This window comes from Halomonas sp. HNIBRBA4712 (assembly GCF_043558675.1).
Classification (GTDB): domain Bacteria; phylum Pseudomonadota; class Gammaproteobacteria; order Pseudomonadales; family Halomonadaceae; genus Vreelandella.
Genome location: NZ_JBIFXR010000001.1, coordinates 119,918 through 136,951, shown reverse-complemented (window position 1 = coordinate 136,951; position 17,034 = coordinate 119,918). Strand labels below are relative to the sequence as shown.

At 62.9% G+C, this 17,034-nt stretch carries 16 protein-coding genes, 1 CRISPR repeat array and 1 riboswitch (1 of these 18 running past the window's edge); of the genes, 8 read left to right on the top strand and 8 right to left on the bottom strand.

Annotated elements, in window-relative coordinates; translation table 11 throughout:
- Positions 1-356: direct repeats of the CRISPR family, unit length 28 nt; unit sequence TTTCTGAGCTGCCTGCTCGGCAGCGAAC; it reaches 5,673 nt to the left of the window's first position.
- Between the two features lie 129 nt (positions 357-485).
- The 6 genes from cas6f to cas1f are packed head-to-tail and all read right to left on the bottom strand — an operon-like array spanning position 486 to position 8,771.
- The gene (gene cas6f / locus ACGK9R_RS00740) at positions 486-1,055 is read right to left on the bottom strand and encodes a type I-F CRISPR-associated endoribonuclease Cas6/Csy4 (protein ID WP_394577647.1); all 570 of its coding nucleotides are present in this window, start codon (positions 1,053-1,055) and stop codon (positions 486-488) included.
- Positions 1,056-1,058: 3 nt separating this feature from the next.
- The gene (gene csy3 / locus ACGK9R_RS00735) at positions 1,059-2,093 is read right to left on the bottom strand and encodes a type I-F CRISPR-associated protein Csy3 (protein ID WP_394577646.1); all 1,035 of its coding nucleotides are present in this window, start codon (positions 2,091-2,093) and stop codon (positions 1,059-1,061) included.
- Between the two features lie 16 nt (positions 2,094-2,109).
- Positions 2,110-3,090 (bottom strand): type I-F CRISPR-associated protein Csy2, encoded by a 981-nt coding sequence (csy2, locus tag ACGK9R_RS00730; RefSeq protein ID WP_394577645.1) that lies wholly within the window; start codon positions 3,088-3,090, stop codon positions 2,110-2,112.
- Positions 3,087-4,445 carry a type I-F CRISPR-associated protein Csy1 gene (gene csy1, locus ACGK9R_RS00725; RefSeq protein WP_394577644.1) on the bottom strand — a complete coding sequence of 453 codons (1,359 nt, stop codon included), beginning with the start codon at positions 4,443-4,445 and terminating at the stop codon, positions 3,087-3,089. The genes csy2 and csy1 overlap by 4 nt, the downstream gene beginning before the upstream one ends.
- Before the next feature lie 13 nt (positions 4,446-4,458).
- Positions 4,459-7,788, bottom strand: coding sequence for a type I-F CRISPR-associated helicase Cas3f (gene cas3f, locus ACGK9R_RS00720; protein ID WP_394577643.1), 3,330 nt, complete (start codon positions 7,786-7,788; stop codon positions 4,459-4,461).
- Positions 7,785-8,771, bottom strand: coding sequence for a type I-F CRISPR-associated endonuclease Cas1f (cas1f, locus tag ACGK9R_RS00715; RefSeq protein ID WP_394577642.1), 987 nt, complete (start codon positions 8,769-8,771; stop codon positions 7,785-7,787). The genes cas3f and cas1f overlap by 4 nt, the downstream gene beginning before the upstream one ends.
- Before the next feature lie 155 nt (positions 8,772-8,926).
- Between cas1f and ACGK9R_RS00710 the strand changes: the two genes are divergently transcribed.
- From ACGK9R_RS00710 to ACGK9R_RS00680, 7 genes are all read left to right on the top strand, one after another.
- On the top strand, positions 8,927-9,580 hold the full coding sequence (locus ACGK9R_RS00710; RefSeq protein ID WP_394577641.1) for a hypothetical protein: 654 nt from the start codon (positions 8,927-8,929) through the stop codon (positions 9,578-9,580).
- Positions 9,581-9,634: 54 nt separating this feature from the next.
- Positions 9,635-11,347: an HD domain-containing phosphohydrolase gene (locus ACGK9R_RS00705; protein WP_394577640.1), complete on the top strand. Its 1,713-nt coding sequence runs from the start codon at positions 9,635-9,637 to the stop codon at positions 11,345-11,347.
- Positions 11,348-11,474: 127 nt separating this feature from the next.
- Positions 11,475-11,624 (top strand): hypothetical protein, encoded by a 150-nt coding sequence (locus tag ACGK9R_RS00700; RefSeq protein WP_394577639.1) that lies wholly within the window; start codon positions 11,475-11,477, stop codon positions 11,622-11,624.
- A complete protein-coding gene (locus ACGK9R_RS00695; RefSeq protein ID WP_394577638.1) occupies positions 11,621-12,352 on the top strand; it encodes a metal ABC transporter ATP-binding protein in 732 nt (243 codons plus the stop codon). The genes ACGK9R_RS00700 and ACGK9R_RS00695 overlap by 4 nt, the downstream gene beginning before the upstream one ends.
- Positions 12,336-13,229 carry a metal ABC transporter permease gene (locus ACGK9R_RS00690; protein WP_394577637.1) on the top strand — a complete coding sequence of 298 codons (894 nt, stop codon included), beginning with the start codon at positions 12,336-12,338 and terminating at the stop codon, positions 13,227-13,229. Before ACGK9R_RS00695 ends, ACGK9R_RS00690 begins: the two co-directional genes overlap by 17 nt.
- Before the next feature lie 36 nt (positions 13,230-13,265).
- Entirely contained in the window at positions 13,266-14,414 is a 1,149-nt protein-coding gene (locus ACGK9R_RS00685; RefSeq protein ID WP_394577636.1) for a metal ABC transporter solute-binding protein, Zn/Mn family, read from the top strand.
- A gap of 341 nt (positions 14,415-14,755) precedes the next feature.
- The gene (locus ACGK9R_RS00680; protein ID WP_394577635.1) at positions 14,756-15,421 is read left to right on the top strand and encodes a cupin domain-containing protein; all 666 of its coding nucleotides are present in this window, start codon (positions 14,756-14,758) and stop codon (positions 15,419-15,421) included.
- A 9-nt stretch (positions 15,422-15,430) separates the two neighbouring features.
- Here the strand turns inward: ACGK9R_RS00680 and ACGK9R_RS00675 are convergent, their stop codons facing one another.
- Both ACGK9R_RS00675 and gloA read right to left on the bottom strand, forming a co-directional pair.
- Positions 15,431-15,799, bottom strand: coding sequence for a DUF6164 family protein (locus ACGK9R_RS00675; protein WP_394577634.1), 369 nt, complete (start codon positions 15,797-15,799; stop codon positions 15,431-15,433).
- Between the two features lies 1 nt (position 15,800).
- Positions 15,801-16,334, bottom strand: coding sequence for a lactoylglutathione lyase (gene gloA, locus ACGK9R_RS00670; RefSeq protein ID WP_394577633.1), 534 nt, complete (start codon positions 16,332-16,334; stop codon positions 15,801-15,803).
- A 163-nt stretch (positions 16,335-16,497) separates the two neighbouring features.
- Here gloA and ACGK9R_RS00665 point away from each other — a divergent pair, with 163 nt between their 5' ends.
- On the top strand, positions 16,498-16,872 hold the full coding sequence (locus ACGK9R_RS00665; RefSeq protein ID WP_394577632.1) for a DUF2237 family protein: 375 nt from the start codon (positions 16,498-16,500) through the stop codon (positions 16,870-16,872).
- Positions 16,873-16,926: 54 nt separating this feature from the next.
- A riboswitch (TPP riboswitch) is annotated at positions 16,927-17,017 on the top strand.
- Positions 17,018-17,034 lie beyond the last annotated feature (17 nt).

Genomic DNA, 17,034 nt, shown 5'->3' with positions numbered 1-17,034 from the left:
GCGAATCGAGGAAGGCGGCGAGATCAATTTCTGAGCTGCCTGCTCGGCAGCGAACGAGAGAAACGGAATGTATACCGTCTGCGGCGATTTCTGAGCTGCCTGCTCGGCAGCGAACGCTTGGCGGCGGAGATGGGGGTGACGTTCATCTTTCTGAGCTGCCTGCTCGGCAGCGAACGCGCTGGATCTCGAGCGCGCCGAGTGCGGGCATTTCTGAGCTGCCTGCTCGGCAGCGAACCAGACCTATCGCGCAACGGCGCATCATGGCTCGTTTCTGAGCTGCCTGCTCGGCAGCGAACGTGGCTGAAAATGAAACTCAGAAAATGCTGAATTTCTGAGCTGCCTGCTCGGCAGCGAACTAGAGCCATTCAATAATAACCATCTGATTGTTAAAGAACAGTGGTCAAGAAAGGCGATATTACCCTTTTCTAGGCAATACCGCTAAGTCATTGATTATAGGTCAGTGATTTCCTCGTGGAAAAAAAGGGTCAAAACCAGGGCACCGTGGCTTTGGGGCTGAGGCCGTAGTGGTTGAAGGTGCCGTGCACCGCTTCCGGCTGGGGTTTGCTGTGGTGGATGAAAAGGCAGAAGCGTTCTTGCGTCGAGCGGCTCCCCAACTGGGCGAACGGCAGGGTAATCCGCCGTTCGTGGGTGGGGGCATAGAGCTTTTCCGCTTCGGCTTCCGATACATTGTGGCGTTTGGCATAACGCCTCACTCGGCTGGGGCTTCCGGTATTGAACTGCTTGCGCACCACGTTGATCTGCTGCGCCTCGCCGGGCACGGCCATGACATCACTGACGGTGACGTGATCGCGCATCCCGGTTAGCCAGCTCAAGGTCATCAACTCGTCAAGGCGGGCACGGGTGCCGTGCAGGCGCAGGTGCTCCCCTAGGCTGCGCGCCTTCACGCCCACCTTGTGCTGCGGAAAGCTCACGCCGATGTCGCTGGCCTGTAGATCAAAAAGCGCCCGGTGCAGCTTGCTGTAGAGCGCGCCCATCAGCTTGGGCGGTTCGAAGTCCGGGTCCGGCCTGAGTCGGAGGTCGATATAGTGATCCATGGCTTACCCCGCGTCGCCGAAGACGCCGCCGCGAATCAGGGTGGCCATCACGAAGTGCTGGTTTTCCACCGTTGGCGCCTGGTCTTTCAAAAGCCAGTGATCTAGCAGGTTGTAGAAATCTTCCTTCTGTTTGGGTTGGCGGTAGGCCGTGCCCTGGGTGGTCACCGAGCCGTAGGGCTCGACGGCGATCGGGCCAAGGTCGCTGCCGTCTTCCGGCGCCGGGTACCAGGTGTCGATGGTACGCAGGGCGTTGCCGAGTTTTTGCGAGTGGATCGCGGCCTGCTTGTCATCGCCGATGCTGTAGAGCGTCTTGCTCTTGTCGCCGCGGGCGCGATCCAGAATCAGCTCCTGGGAGGGAAAGACTTCCTGCCCGGCGCCGATGCGTGCAAAAGCGACCACGTCCAGCAGCAGGTACTGCTCGCCGGCCAGCGCCTGAGCGATGGCGACGCCCAGCTCCTTCGTCTGCGCGTCTCCAGTGAAATCGCGCGTGGACTGGGCGAGCGCATCGAACGTCCAGCTTTTTTCCGGCTGCCCCGCTTTCATCTGGCTCACGACGACCTCGACCATTTCAGCGCCGATACGGTTACGCCATAGAAAACGCCCGTTGGCGAGGTTGCAGGCGTAACGGTGGGCCAGCTCATCGAAGCCGTGCTCACTGACGTAACCCTCGACTGTCTGCTTGAGCTTTTTCTGGTACGCGGCGTTGTTGCAGGCCGAAGGGGTACCGGCGCCGGACAGCACGCGCAGCGTGAAGCGCACGGCGAGTGTGTCGGCGTCATGGGGCAGCGCGGCGACGTCGACGGTCTGCAGGTTGGGATTTTCGATGGCGGCATCGAGCTTGAGCGGGTCCTGATCCTTGGCCTTCAGGCGGTTGGAAATGGTACCGCGCACCGATTTTTCACGCACCGGAACGGGCGGCCAGTGCGCTGCTTCGCTGCGCGCCTCCCAGCTGCCGGCGGTGAACAGCGCGTCGGATGGATCAAGCTTGCGCTCGAAAGCGAGGACAGAAGCGGTTTTGAGCGTATCGTTTTTAGCCATGTCATTTCCCCTTGAATTAGTCTTGTTGCGTTTTGGCGTAGTCGTTTTGCAGGCGATAAATCCCGCGATCCAGGTCGTTGTCCACGAACCACATCAGGTCGTCAGGTTTATTGAAGCGGTGTGGGCTGACCCACTCGCCGATCGAGTAGAGGCTTTCCACGAACTGAAACGGCACTTCGGGATCGCGGGCGTTGGCGACCTCACTCGGTGGGTAGAGCTCCGAGATGGCGCCGTAGCCCACGGGAATCGGCACCAGCCAGCCGGGATAAGGGCGTCGCAGCGTCCAGCGGGCGACCTCCTTGGTCGTGCCGCTCTTTTCATCCTCTACCTGCTCGACATGGCAGGCGTGGTTGAGCCGGGAGAGATCGAGCCAGGCGTCCAGCGCGGTGGCGTGCGCGTCCTGGGCTTCCAGCGTGGCGGTATGGTCGGCAAGCAGGTCTTCGCGCAGCACCAGCGCAAAGCCGGGCAGCAGCCGGCGCTTGAGGCGCTGCCACTGTTTCGCGCGCTTATCTTCCTTGACATCGAAGCTGATCAGTTCAGGCCAGTGGCGCCGGTGTGTGTCGAGCGAGGGCATGACGCTGCCGCCGGCGATCCTCATGCCCTGCACCTGCTCGAAAAGACGTTGGGCGATCTCGCGGCGGCGCTCGGGGCTGCCCAGCGCTTCGCCGTCGGATTCGACCCCGATCAGCAGGCTGACCTCCAGATGCGTGCGCCCCTCTTCGACGATGGCGGCGGTATTGCCGCTTTTATCCACCGGGTTGCGGGTGAGATGAAACGCCTTGATGAAGCCGCCTTCGGTGACCTGAGGCTCGATGTGGTGGCACACCACGCCAATCTCGCTAAACACCAGCTTGATGTCGTCGGGCAGGTGGCGCTCCAGCACCTGCTGCACGCCAACAAAGGCGCTCATGGCGGGAAAGCCCCAGGTCATCGGGCTGGAAATGGCGTTGGCGTTCTGGATGCGCAGCCGGGGCAACAACAGGAGATGATCGATCATGCGGGCTCTCCTGAAAAATTGTCATCATCGTCGCGCAGGGCGTCCTGCAAGTCGTCCACTTGGCGCCTGAATACCTTGAGGACACTGCCGATCTGCTTTTCCCAATAGTCATGCTCTGGATCACCCATGCTCAGCGGGCTTTTATGACTCAGCTCACGGTTGAGCCAGCCCGCGGCGCGATCCGTAACGACCTCATGCCAGTTGGACTGCTGGCGGGCCTTATCGAAGTCGGCGTCTTGATGAGCGCGCCCGGGGTCGAGCCAGAACTGCTCTTCAACGACCAGCTCGCACTTTTCATCGGCGCTCCAGCCGGGGGCAAGCGAGTGCATGTCAAAGGTAAACAACATGAGCTCGTCGACCAGCATCGCGACGTAATCATCGCGCAAATCCCTTGTATGCATGTTGGGGTCGGGGTCGGTTTCCAGAAAACGCTTCAATCCATCAAGTATTTTCCAGACCTCCGGGCGACGTTTAAAAGTGCGAAATGCCTCGCGCATGGGCGGATAGATCTCACGAGACTGCCAGTGCGGCGGCAGCGAGGCGAGCAGATAATTCTGCCCACCACGCTCACTGTTGAGCTGGCTGACGTTTTGTTGGTTAGATCCCCCCATCTTCTGCACCGCCAAACCAGGATAATCATGATACTCACCATCAAAGGCTTTACCGGCATGACGGGCATTTCGACCTTCCTTTGAAGAGGCGCCAAATCGACTTTCACTGATGGTTTTAAAAACAGCATGCGCCAAAGACGTGGCAAGCATTGGCGACAAAAGATGGTAGTTTTGATCCAATGAAGGGTCTTCATGTACCAACCAGAAAACCTGTTTGCTCAGCACGTGGGAGCGTTTTTCATTGCGAGTGTTTTTTAATGAAAGTAGCGCTTTCAGTATATATTCGGCGCGGCCTGGATCAGGGTTCACCGTTGCTTTCAGCTCTTCATCTTGCACAAGAATCATATCGAATACAGTTCTGCCACTATGACTGATTCGCAAGAACTCTTTAATATCTCCATCCAGATCAGCGGCATTTCCAGTGGATAAGTCATGCTGGAAGGATTGCCAAGCGACGGAGTGAGTGCCAATTAGGCCTTCTCTCTCGGTTTCCGAGATTTCAAAATATATGTCGGAAGCTTTTTTTATCGAGGGATGTGAGAATTTCGCAACGTGCGTAGCGGCTTGCAGTTTCTCTACCTTGCTTGCGGCATACTCGAACCAGTTATCAAATATAAAGCGCTCTCTCAGAGCGGCACGCTTGCTCTCCTCTTTCTGTGTTTCCAGCCGCTTTTCCAGTCTTGCGGCAAGAAAGATTTCTAGTTTTTTCCTCAATGAGGCACCGCCTTCCTCTCTTTCTTCCATAAAACCTCCCTAATTATTTTCTTCTCACAAACCCCAGCGCCGGATGGAAATGCCAGCCGTACGGAGCGTGGTCGGTCTTGAGTCGGATGTGGCCGAAGCGGCGGGCGCAGCGGGCCAGGCTCATCTCCATCGCCTCGGCCTGCTCGATGAGTGCGGCGATGTAGTCGGGTTCGTTCCAGGGCGTGATACGCGGGTGATCAAAAAGCGCCTGGGGTAGCCGGTCGAGCTCGCGCTCCACCGCGACCAGCTGCTCGTCCCTGCCGTGGCCTTCCACGCGGTAGAACCGGTAATCCTCCTCGGCTTCGTCCGGCATCAGCACGAACTCGCTCTGGGCTGCGTGATCTTCTCGAAACGGCGCGTGCTGCTGGGCAACGGCGCCAAGTGAGAGCGTGGCCGGGCGGTAGAAAAGATAAGCGCCCAGATCGCGCTTTGGCGGCTCGCCCCGGCGTCTGCGCCGCCTCGGTGCGGCAACTGGCTCAGCACCTTCCACCATCAACGACATCAGCCGAGCGTGTTCCAGATCGACCAGCTTGTCGGTCGGCGCCAGCGGTTCGGCAGGGGTCAGGCGAGGGCGGGAATCGATGGGGTCGAGCTCGTCGTCACGCAGCAGCCCGGTGAGCCGGTGGGTCGTCAGCGGCCAGTACTGGGCGGTTTCGAAACCGGGGTGGCTGAAGGCGTCTTGCCGCCCTTCCAGGTGTTTGACGTTGGTGTCGAGCAGGGCGAGGTTGGGCGCACTGATCGGCATCTGGCGGTGGCGGCGCACCCGCCCGGCGAGCTGGATGATCGAGCGCATCGAAGAAGGCTCGACGATTGCCCAGTCGTAGTCGTGATCGCGACCTACTTCGGTCACCGGCGAGCCGAGCACGATGAACAGGTGATCCTTCGCTTTTCCTTGCAGGCGTGAGCGGATATCCGGCAGGTCGAACACGGCGAACTCGTCGCGGCGATCCAGCGCCCGGTCGAGCCGCGCTTCCAGCCGCGAGCGCAGCAGCAGCGGAAACTGGGAATGGTAGACACACAGATGCAGGTGGATGCCTTCGGTTACCTCCAGGCGGTAGAGCGCCTGCGCCACGGCCACCAGCGGCGCGATATTGGCCATGCGCACCAGCCCGAAACTCACGCGCCTGTCGCTTTGCGGGTCTTTGGTGTGATGCGCGCCGTGAAGCGCCCGTGCCTGCTCGAGGATCGTCTGCGCCAGCGCTTCGCTGATCGCTTCCAGCGACGAAGGCGCGGTGAACGGCACGGTATAGCCGCGCCGTAGCGGTTCGAGGGTGGCGAGTCTGACCGCACGCTTTTGGGCGAAGGCCGCGTGCGCGGCGTCGAAGCGCTCACCGTCGACGCAGGTCGCGTGGGTGCAGCCGTGCTCGTCAAACCAGGCGCACACCGGCTCGATGGGCGCGCCGGGCGCGCCCCGGTGGCGCTGGTACTCGGCGCGGCCCTCCCGGTAGGCGTCATAAAGCCCGCGGACCAGCGCGGGCGGCAGCGTGGCAGACGACAGCAGCACCCGGGAGCCCAGCAGGCCCGCCCAATGCACCAGCCGGGTGAGCGCGGGCAGATCGTCAATATCGAAGTCGTCCGGCTCGTCGAGCACCAAGTCGCTGCTCATCAGGCGCAGCATGGGCGCGATCTGATGGCCGCCACGCAGGCTCTCGGTGGCGGGCATCAGGTGGTCGATGGTGGAAACCAGAATCGGCGCGCCGATCAGGGCGCGGGCGCGCGGGTCGGTGATGACTCGGGCCAGCACCGGATGGTTCTCGAGGCTGCCTTCGAAGTGGACGTGGCTCTGCTCGTCGAGAAGCTCGGCGCGCGAGTCCGAACCGCCCCGGGCCTGCTGATGCTCGAATAGTTCGCGGCTGGCCGCGCCGCCCACGCGCACGGCCAGGTCGTCGCTGCCAAGGCCCAGCCGCTCGCGGTAGGCCTGGCCGGTCTGCAGCGTCAGGGTGCGCAGGCCCAGCGCAATCGAGAAGCGGGCGCCCTTTTCCGGCTCGCTCAGCCCGTAGCAGATGCGCCCGTTGGCAATGGTCTTGCCGCAGCCGGTGGAGGCCATGTTGACGCCGAAAAAGCCCTGGGCGCGGCTTTTCTCGCGCAGACCCACGGCCAGATCGAACGCCTTATCCTGCCAGCGAAACCGCGGGTGCTTGCTGCGCGCCTTGAAGCCCTTGTGGTGGGTGATACCGCTCATCGCGCCGAGCATGTCCGGCAGGCGGTGGGTGATCTCGCCGGTGGCGCGGGCCACGCCCACCAGATGCTCGATCAGCGGCTGGCTCATTTGGCGTTTGCCATCGACCGTGGTGGTATTGGCGTAGAGCGTCTCGCTCCACGGCCCTTTCAACCGCCCGGCGTCGATCAGGCTGGAGTAGTGGTGATCCGCCAGCATTAGCGACAGCCGCGCCAGATGCATTACGTAGGGGGATTCGATAGGCGGTCGGTCGATACGCACGTCCCTGAGCTGGCGCGCCAGGCGCGTTGCCCGTTCGCGCCACGGCTTTTCACCGCTGGGCAAGCCATGAGGAAAGTGCCAGTAAGGGGCGATATCGTTCGCATCCGCCGCCTCGACGCGCTCGTTCCAGGCGGCAGTGATCTCCCCGGGCAATTCGGGAAGCGTATCAGCGTTGAGATGCGCACTCGCTCCCAGCCATTTCTGGGCGCCGCTATTTTCATCGAACGCAGGCAAGGCGGGCAGGCGGTGGTGGCTGATGACCAACCAGCCGATGGCCGCCGCCAGCGGTGGCAGGTGATCAAAGGGCCGCGGACGTGCCGAATCCTCCAGGCCATCGCGCGTGAGCCGGTCAAGCCAGCCGTTCGCCTCATGCTCGTCGAGCTTTTCGAGCCGGCCCAGCCAGGCAGCGTCGTCGCCCTTATCCACAAAGGCTTCGAGCAGGCGTAGCGATACCCATTCATGGCGGTAGCGATTGCGTCCTTCGAGCTTGCCCTTCAGGCGCCACTGGAAGGCCTCGCTCGCCTTGCCCAAGTCGTGAAAGAGCGCGGCCAGGGAGGCGAGCAGATGAATCAGCCGCCCGCTATGCCAGTCGTTTTCGTCCTCGCGGCGCAGAATATTGCGCCTTGTGGTGTTAGTGGGCGTGGCGCCTTTCATGTTGAACTGCGCGGCATCCCCCACCACCCACAAAAGCTCGCTGTGGTCGTGGCCGCGAATCCAGTGGCAGGCCACGGCGGTGTTCTTGCGGGCGCTCTTGCGCAGAAGCTTTCTCAGCGTCTCGAGCCCGGCCTGGGTAATCGGCGTCTGCCAGGTGCGATCTCCGCGCCGCTCGGCGAACTGGTCGAGAATGCGCCGGGTTTCCTTCAGCGCCTTCTTGTTGCATTGGGAGATCAACAGCACGTTCATGGCGCACTGCTCCCCTTTTCTTGCCCCAACGCCTGGGCCACGTTCTTGAGCGTGTCGATCATGAAGTCGAGAGATTCGGTGCGGGTCAGGCGCTCGATACACGCCTGGCGGAACTCCTGCTCCTCGTCGCCACGCATGGCGGAGATGAACGCCTGGGGCAGGATGACGGCATCCTTGACCAGATCCGCCACGTCGAACACCAGCCCGCCCCGGCGGGTCTTGCCGTGCAGTACGGCCAGGCCATGCGGAATGCCCAGCACCCAAGTGGCGGTGGCCCCAAGGCCATAGGCCAGGTAGTTGCCGTGATCGAGAAAACGGTTGGCGGGGTCAGCGCCGGTACCACGCTTGGCACGGGTGAACTCGCCGTAGCCGGTGGCCTCCACGGCCAGCTTGAACAGTGTTTTGGTAAGCCGCGCCTCCAGCGTCAGCAGATCGACGGTGCTGGGCGCGTGGTCGATGGCCTGATGATGGTGGGCGAGTGCGCCTTTGAGCCGCGCTTCGTCGATGTCGAATCCCGCGTCACGCATCGCCCGGCTGCTCCAGAGCGCCTCGATACGCGCAAGGCGTGCCTGCTGGAACGCGCGGGCGGCGTCGAGGCGTTTGGCATCGTCAAACCAGAAGCGCACCCAGTACTGCAGGTACTCGGTGGGCCGGTACTCGCTTTGCGGGGTGAGCCAGGCCACGTCGACGTCCACCTCGTTGGCCGAAAACAGCGGCGTGCCGCCGCCCCCGCAGAAGCCGACCAGCACGCCCGCCTTGGCGAGCTCGCGCATGGCGGCCTGGGTGATCGAGGTGCCGGTGCCCAGCAGAAGCGATGTGGTGTTGGCAATCGGGATATTCCAGTACTTCGAGCGTTTGCCTTCATCGGTGACGTATTCGACGCGGCCACCGTTGACCAGTACCCGACAGTGCTGAAGGTAATAAAGGTTCGCCCGCTTCGAGTGCAGGATGGTTTTTAGATCGTTCGGCGAAACGTCATCCATAGGCACCTCTAAGTATTTTTCACCATCTAATCACCATCGGCGCTTGAACGCCAAGCATCCTCGTCATACTTAAGCATGGGCCATACGAATTAACGGCCGATGACCAAGGGCCGTGCTACGCTTAGCGTGACTTTTCTCCTTACAGGCTTTCGATCATGCGGCTACGTCTCTGGCTCGGCGCGTTTGCGTGCGCGTTTACTCTTCCTGCTTTTGCGCAGTCTTCCGGTGATTGGGCGCAGTACGACGACGTGTTCGAAAACGGGGCGCGCCAGGCGAATCTGTGGCAGTGGGGGTGGACGGGGATCTACGCCACGAGTCTGGCGGTGAACGCGTATCAGTCGAGCGAGGCGAGCGATGCCGACGACCGGTTCGATGCGCGGGTGGGCGCGGTGAAGTCCGCGCTGGCGCTGGGCGGCATGCTGACCGACCGCCAGCCGCATCCGGCGGCGCTGGAACGCTACGAGCGCTTGAAAGCCAATGGAGAGTTCAGCGGTGTGCAGGCGCTGGGACTCGAGCTTGCCCAGGCGGAGCGTGAGCGCCGGGGATGGAGCGCGCGGGTGGGCTCGCTCGTGGTCAATGGGCTGGCCGCCGGGGTGATCGCCGCCGATGGCCGAGGCGACGACGCGGCGCTCAACTTCGCCTCGGGCATGCTGGTCAACGAGCTACAAATCTGGACCCAGCCGAATCAGGCGTCATCGGCGATCAACCGCTTTCAGCCGGCGCGGGTGTCGCTGGGGCCGGTGACGCTCGAGGGCGAGTACGCCATCACGCTGGCGCCAAACCAGCTGGGCGCGACATGGCGCTACTAGCGCGGCGAAAAAGATAAAAACAGAGAAAGAGCAGAACAAGGGACAGGGAACGTCATGGAGACGACGACCGAAGAACCGGCCGCCGGCCAGCTGACCGTGCAGGACCAGCACCAGATCGCGCGGGTGCTGGCCGGGCTCGATGATCGCCACCACGCGCTGACGGTCAGCGTGGAGGGGCAGGCTACCGACTACCCGGCGCATTTGGTGTCGTTGGGCCTGGAAGAGGCGGCGCTTTCGCTGCGCATCACCGACGCCGGCAGCCTCGCTTCCGACCGATTGGAGCAGCGCGGCCTTACGCTCGAGGCGGAGAATGACCAGCCGCTTCGTTTCGAGCGCATCACGGTCATCGAGGCTCGTCGCGAAGAGCAAACGCTGATCATCAACGCCACGCTGCCAAAGCGGATGCTGACCGCAGCCCGGCGCGGCTTCGCGCGGGTCAAGCTGCGCGGCGATATGCCGGTGGAGGCTGAACTGGCGCTTTTTGCCGATCAGCCGCCGATCGCATCAAGGCTTTGGGATATTTCCGGCGGCGGGTGTCTGGTGCGGCTGGCGCTGGCCGAGAGCGTGCCGCTTACCCAGAACGTCGTGGTCCCCCGCCTGACGCTGACCTTTCCCAACGGCGAGCGTTTTAGCGCCAGCGCCTCGGTTCGTCACGTCACGCCGGTCGCCGGCACTTATGAGGCGGCGATCGGGTTCGCCTTCGAGTCGCTGGACAAGGCCCAGCGCCAGCGTCTTTTACAGATCGCGCTGACCACCGAGCGCGAAATCGCCTGGCGCTCGGGCGAGGGCTCGCGGCTGGCCTCACCTACCGCGCTTTACGCCGTCCAGGATAAGCGGCGGCGCACAGCGAAAACTCGCGCCAGACGCCGGGCCTCTACCAAAACCGTCGAGCCGCTGCGCCGGGTCGCGCGTCAACTGCACCTGTTTTTGCTGGCGTTGCAAAACGGTGAGGCGCTTCCGGTCGAGCGCCTGGAGCGCGGCGTCGATACGCTGCTGGAGCTGCTAAGCAAGGAGCGTCAGGGGTTTTTCTACGGCTTAGCGTGCCTGACCGACGAGCCCCATTGGCTGCAGCACTCGCTGAACGTGGCCGGCAAACTGGCGGATTTGATACAGGCCGAGCCAACGCTGGCGCCAAGGACGCGAGTGGCAGTGCGCGCGGCGTTGATTCACGACATGGGCAAGGCGCTGTTGATCGACGACACCCTGCCATCGCTGGAAAGCGAGCTGAACGACGCCCAGCGCCAGCGGCTGCAAACGCACGTGGAAACGCTGATGGCGGCGCTGACGCAGGCGGGCTACCCCATTGATGCGCTGGAGCGTGATCTTATCGATAACATCAACGAGCGCCTGGATGGCTCGGGCTACCCGCGCGGCGCCAGCGGCGAGACACTTTCCAACGTGGCACGGCTAGCGGCGGTGGTCGATGTAATCGACGCCATGACCCGACCGCGCGGTGACCGGGCGCCGATGAGCGCCGTGCAGGCGTATCACTATCTGTATCATCGCCCAACGCGTTTTGATCAGCACTGGGTCACGCGCTACGTGCAGCGCCACGGCTTCTACCCGCTCGGCAGCCTGGTCGAGTTCTCCCACGGCTATCTCGCTTGGGTGCTGGGTCTGGACGAGCGCGGCCAGCCCAACCGGGTGCGCGTGGTGCGCAACGTCCGCCATCAGGACGTGTTCTACGACGACGAGATCGGGCGCGTCGATTTCGGTCAGTTAGGGCGTTTGACCGGTCCCGCTCACCCTCACCGCCACGATCTGTGACATTGTCCGATGAACGCGGCGTTGCGTCACATGCATTGTCAAGCTCGGAGAAGAGAGTAGAATGACCGGCAATTTTTACACAATCATTGTTATGTTATAACCTAGCCGGTACGCGCAAGGAGTCGTCTTGAGTCACCCAACACACCGCCACAATCGCGAGGGGCCTTGCCACTTTTCGCTGATGTCGCTTTCCGCTGCCAAGCGCTTGCTACTGGTCACGTTGCCGCTGCTCGCCCTTTGGGCGCTGGTGCTGTGGGCCGGCGGGTGGCTACGATGAGTCACCGCGACGAGAGCCGCCTGCGCCTGCACGACCTTCACCTGGCCCAAGGCCGGCGTCTGGTGCTCGAACGCCTGCAGGGAGACTTTCTGCCCGGTGCGATTACCGCGCTGATCGGCGCCAACGGCGCGGGCAAGAGCACTTTGATCCAATCGATCATGGGCGAGCTGCGCCCGGTGTCCGGCCGGGTGGAGTGCCTGGTCGCCAAGGAGCGGCGGGCCTGGCTGCCCCAGCAGCTGGCGCTCGACTTGACCTTCCCGATGAGCGTTGAGGAGCTGGTGATGACCGGCACCTGGCCAAGCCACGGCGCGCTCAAGGGCTACTGCGCAGCCCACTACCGCAAGGGGCGCGACATCATGGGCCGGCTGGGTATCTCGGCGCTGGCCCACCGCCCGCTTGGCGAGCTTTCCGGCGGGCAGCGCCAGCGCGCGCTGATCGGCCGCACCCTGATGCAGGAGGCCGAGCTTTTGCTGCTCGACGAGCCGTTCGCCAATGTCGACAGCCAGACGGTGGACATTCTGGTGACGATCCTGCGCCAGATGGCCGAGAGCGGCGTGACCATCATCGTGGTCCTTCACGACATGGACCACCTGAAACGCCTGGCCGACGAGGTGCTGATGCTCAGCGGCGGTCACGGCGAGTGGATGATGCCCGAAGCGCTCGAGCACCCGGCCCACATGCCCGCCCAGCCCATGATCTTCGGAGGCCGCCATGTGGGATCTGCTTAACGCCTGGTTCATCGCCCCGTTCGATTACGGCTTCATGCGCCGCGCGGCGGTGGGGGGGCTTGCGCTTTCGCTGGCCGCACCGCCGCTGGGGGTGTTTCTGGTACTGCGCGGCATGAGCCTGATCGGTGACGCCATGTCCCACGCCATTCTTCCGGGCATTGCGCTGGGCTTTTTGCTGGCCGGTTTTTCGCTGCCGATCATGAGCCTGGGCGGGATGTTGTGCGGGCTATTGATGGCGCTGATGGCCGGGGCGGTGTCGAAGATGGGCGGGCAGCGCGAGGACGCCGCCATGGCGAGTTTTTTCATCACCTCGCTGGCGGCGGGGGTGATGCTGATTTCGCTTGGCGGTAGCAGCGTGGACCTGACCCACGTACTGTTCGGCTCGATTCTGGCGGTCAACTCGACAGCGCTGCTCTTGATCGCCGGTATCAGCACGCTGATCGTACTCACGCTGGCGTTGATCTTCCGCGCGCTGGTGGTCGAGTGCCTGGACCCGCTTTTTCTACGCGGGCAGAGCCGGCGCAACGGCTGGATTCACAGCGTGTTTCTGGCACTTCTGGTGCTCAACCTCACCGCCGGCTTTCAGACCCTGGGCACGCTGATGGCGGTGGGCCTGATGATGCTGCCCGCCACCGCGGCGCGCTTCTGGAGCCGCCGGCTGGAAGGTTTGATCGGTATTGCCGTGGTACTGGCGATGCTCGCAAGCATCGGCGGGCTTTTGCTGTCGTACCACCTGGATATTCCGTCCGGCCCCAGCATCATTTTGCTGGCAGGCTCGGCGTACCTCTTTTCGACGCTGTTCGGGCGCTACCACAGCCTGGCCGCCCGGCTGCGTCGTAAACCCCTGCCGCTTCACGAGCAGTCCACACACCCATAGAGCTCTTCATAGCCGATCCCTGGATAGGAGTGAGTCATGTCGTTACGTTTCCCCCCCGTACTGGTAGGCGTCTCCGCGCTGCTGGCGATTCCCGCGGCGCTGGCCGCCGACCGGGTTCAGGTCGTCACCAGCTTCTCGATTCTGGCCGACATGGTGGAGAACGTCGGCGGCGAGCACGTCGAGGTGACCTCGCTGGTCGGCCCGGACAGCGACACCCATATCTACTCACCGAGCCCCGGCGACGCCCGCGCACTGGCGGAGGCCGACCTGGTAGTGTTCAACGGGCTACTGCTCGAAGGCTGGATGGATCGCCTGCTCGAGTCGAGTGAATACCAGGGCGAGCTGATCGTCGCCACCGATGGCATCGACAAGCTCGACTACCATCCTCACGATCACGGTCATGACCACGGCCACGCTCACGAACAAGGGTATGACCACAGCCATGATCATGCACACGAACACGATCATGAACACAGCCACGAACACGATCATGAACACAGCCACGAACACGATCATGAACACAGCCACGATCACGAGCATGAGCACGGCCATGACCACGCTCACGACCACGTGCACGGCGAGTTCGACCCCCACGCCTGGCAGGACATGGAGCAGGCGCGCGTCTATATCGCCAACATTCGCGACGGCTTGATCGACGCCGACGAAGAGAACGCCGACGACTACCGCGCCAACGCCGAGCGCTACCTGGACGAGATGGCTAAGCTCGACGGCGAAATTCGTGAGCTGATCAGCGACATTCCGCCCTCGACCAGCGTGATCACCGGCCACGACTCCTTCGGCTACTTCTCCAACGCCTACGGCGTGCGTTTCCTGTCGCCGGTCGGGCTCTCTACTGAGGCCGAACCCACCGGCGCGGGCATGGCGGAGCTGGTCGATTTGATCAACGAACAAAGCGTAGAGGCGCTGTTCCACGAGAACATGACCAACCAGGCGGTGATCGACCAGCTGGCCGAGGAGACCGGGGTGGGGGTTGCCGGCACGCTCTACGCGGACTCCCTGGCATCGAAGGGTGAAGCCAGCACCTACCTTGGCATGATGCGCCACAACGCCGAACTGCTCCACGAAGCGCTGGCGCAGCCGGGTCACGGCGAGACGGTCGCCGAGCATGACCACACGCATGATCATGGCCACGATCACGACCATGAGCACGAACACAGCCATTAAGCGGCCAACGCGTTACACCAGGCGCCCTCTTGGGTAATGCCAGTCAGTTAAGGTATCCAACACCCATTGAGCTTAGCTCGTTTATCGTGGGAGGCCGCTTTAGCGGGCGAATGGCGCCGTCAGGTGCCTTGGCCTGACCACCCGTCGCGAGCTGAAGCTCCCTCCCACAAGTGCTATTCATGCTTAACTGAACGGCATTACGCCCTCGTGGGCGCCTTTTTCATGGCCAAAGCGTGCGCTACCGCTCCCTTCGAGCCGACACTGATACGCCTTCGCGCATTGCATTTTTCACCAGGGGTGGGGAGACTGCCCTTCCTGCCCCAGGAAAGACGAGTTGCCCCATGCGCCTGAACGCCGACTTTTCCCGATTTGCCTGCGTCACGCCCGACCAGTACGCTTGGGTCGCCTCACCAAGCGCCGGGGTCGAGCGCATGATGCTCGACCGTATTGGTGACGAAGTCGCCCGGGCCACGAGCCTGGTGCGCTACGCGCCCAACAGCCGCTTCGAGCGTCACGTGCACGGCGGCGGCGAGGAGATTCTGGTGCTGGAGGGCGTGTTCGGCGACGAACACGGCCGCTATCCGGCGGGCAGCTACCTGCGAAACCCCATCGGCACCGACCACGCCCCCGAGATCGGCGCAGAGGGCGCGCTGATACTGGTCAAACTGCACCAGTTCGAGCACACCGATACGCTGAAGATGGCGATGCCCGCCCATCGCCTGCCCTGGCAGCCGGACCGGCGCGAAGGCGTGGCCTACAAGATGCTGCACACCCACGGCCAGGAGCGAGTCAGCCTGGAGCGCTGGGCCGCCGGGGTCACCCTCGACTCCCCGCAGTTCGGCAAGGGGCTGGAAGTGTTCGTGCTGGAAGGTTCGCTCCGGGAAGATAGCCATGAGTACTCGGCGGGCAGCTGGTGCCGCTACCCGTTCGGGGCGCAGCCCACGCTGCGTGCGGGAAGCGAGGGCGTACGTCTTTATCTCAAGCGCGGCCACCTCTCGGCGGCCTGACGCCTGCCTTCAGGGCGTGGCGAGCCCGAGAAACGGCAGCAGCGTCAACAGCGCGATCACTACGACCGCCACGAGCGTCAGCGCCACCTGCACCGGGTGTGCCAGAAAGCGCTTCCACAGCGTAGGCGCCTCGCCCCGTGCGCGGGCCTGCTCGAAGGCGTCACGCTCGCGCGCCAGGCGCGCCTGCTGATAGGTGTCCAACGCTGCTTCAGCGGCCTCACGCTGGCGCGTGTCAGCGAGCCAGATGGCATCGACGCCCAGGCGAAAAAACCCTGCCTGGGTTTCGTAGACGTCGAAGCCCTGCTCGTCCAGAAGCGCGCGTACCTCGGCGGCCTCTTCTTCGGTCACGTGGCGCAGCCGAAACAGCAGATGCGCCATGTCAGTCGCCCATACCGGCCATCAGATCGGCCTGGATCACCTCGATCCAGTAGCCGTCCGGGTCCTTGACGAAGATGACGTCCTTCATCTTGCCCTGCTCGGCGCGCTTGACGAAAGTGACCTCACAGACATCGAACCAGCCCTGGGCGGCGTTGAGATCCGGCACGCTAAAGCAGATGTGGCCGAACCCCTGAGGCTCGGCGTTGCCGTCGTGATAGGCGAAATCCGCCTGCTCCTCGGTGCCCCAGTTGTGGGTCAGCTCCAGAAGCCCTTTCTGGCTGAAGGTCCAGGCCGTACGCTCGCGGGTATCCTCGGGAATCTGCTCGCCCTGCTCCACGTTGGCCAGAAAGTAGAGCGAGAACTGCATCTCCTCGAAGTCGAGCTTGCGCAGTACCCGCATGCCGAACACCTTCGAGTAGAACGCCAGCGCCACTTCCGGGTCCTTCACCCGCAGCATGGTGTGGTTGAGACGAAACCCTTGGGTGTTGGCCGGTGCGGCTTCGACGCCGGGATGCTGCTCGCCGTGAAAACTCATGAACTCTCCTTACAAAACGATAAACTTTGACGAAACCGATACGATGTACAAGGCTGTAGTCTACTTGATAGCGCGGTAACGCACATTTTCCTGCATTTTATCTTTCATTCTGACAAATGAGGTCAGTGCCTGGCGATTTCCAGCCCTGGCCTCCGGAGGCACCATGTCTCGTGACCGTAATGTTTTTGGTGAGCCCCTGACGCCCTGCTGCCATGAGCCAAAAACCGGTTTTTATCGTGATGGCTTCTGTCGGGTAGGCCCTGATGACGCCGGCGTGCATTCGGTGTGCGCCATCGTGACCGAGGAGTTTCTCGCCTTCTCCCAATCCCGGGGTAACGATTTGACTACCCCGCGCCCGGAGTTCGGCTTTCCCGGCCTCTCGCCGGGCGATCGCTGGTGTTTGTGCGCCAAACGCTGGCAGGAGGCTGCCGAAGTGGGCTTGGCGCCGCCGGTGATTCTCTCGGGCACCCACCAGAAAACCCTCGACATCATCCCGCTGGTCACCCTCCAGCAGCACGCCATGGATGCGGTGCACTAGCGACGATGTATCCATGGCGCGGCTTTACAAGTCGCCGCCGTATCCGGATAGTAGTCGCCACGACAGGGGCGCCCGTTTGGGCTGAGATGCACCCTTTGAACCTGAACCGGATAGCACCGGCGTAGGGAGTCGTGGTGCTCGCACCACCTCTCTACCCGGAGG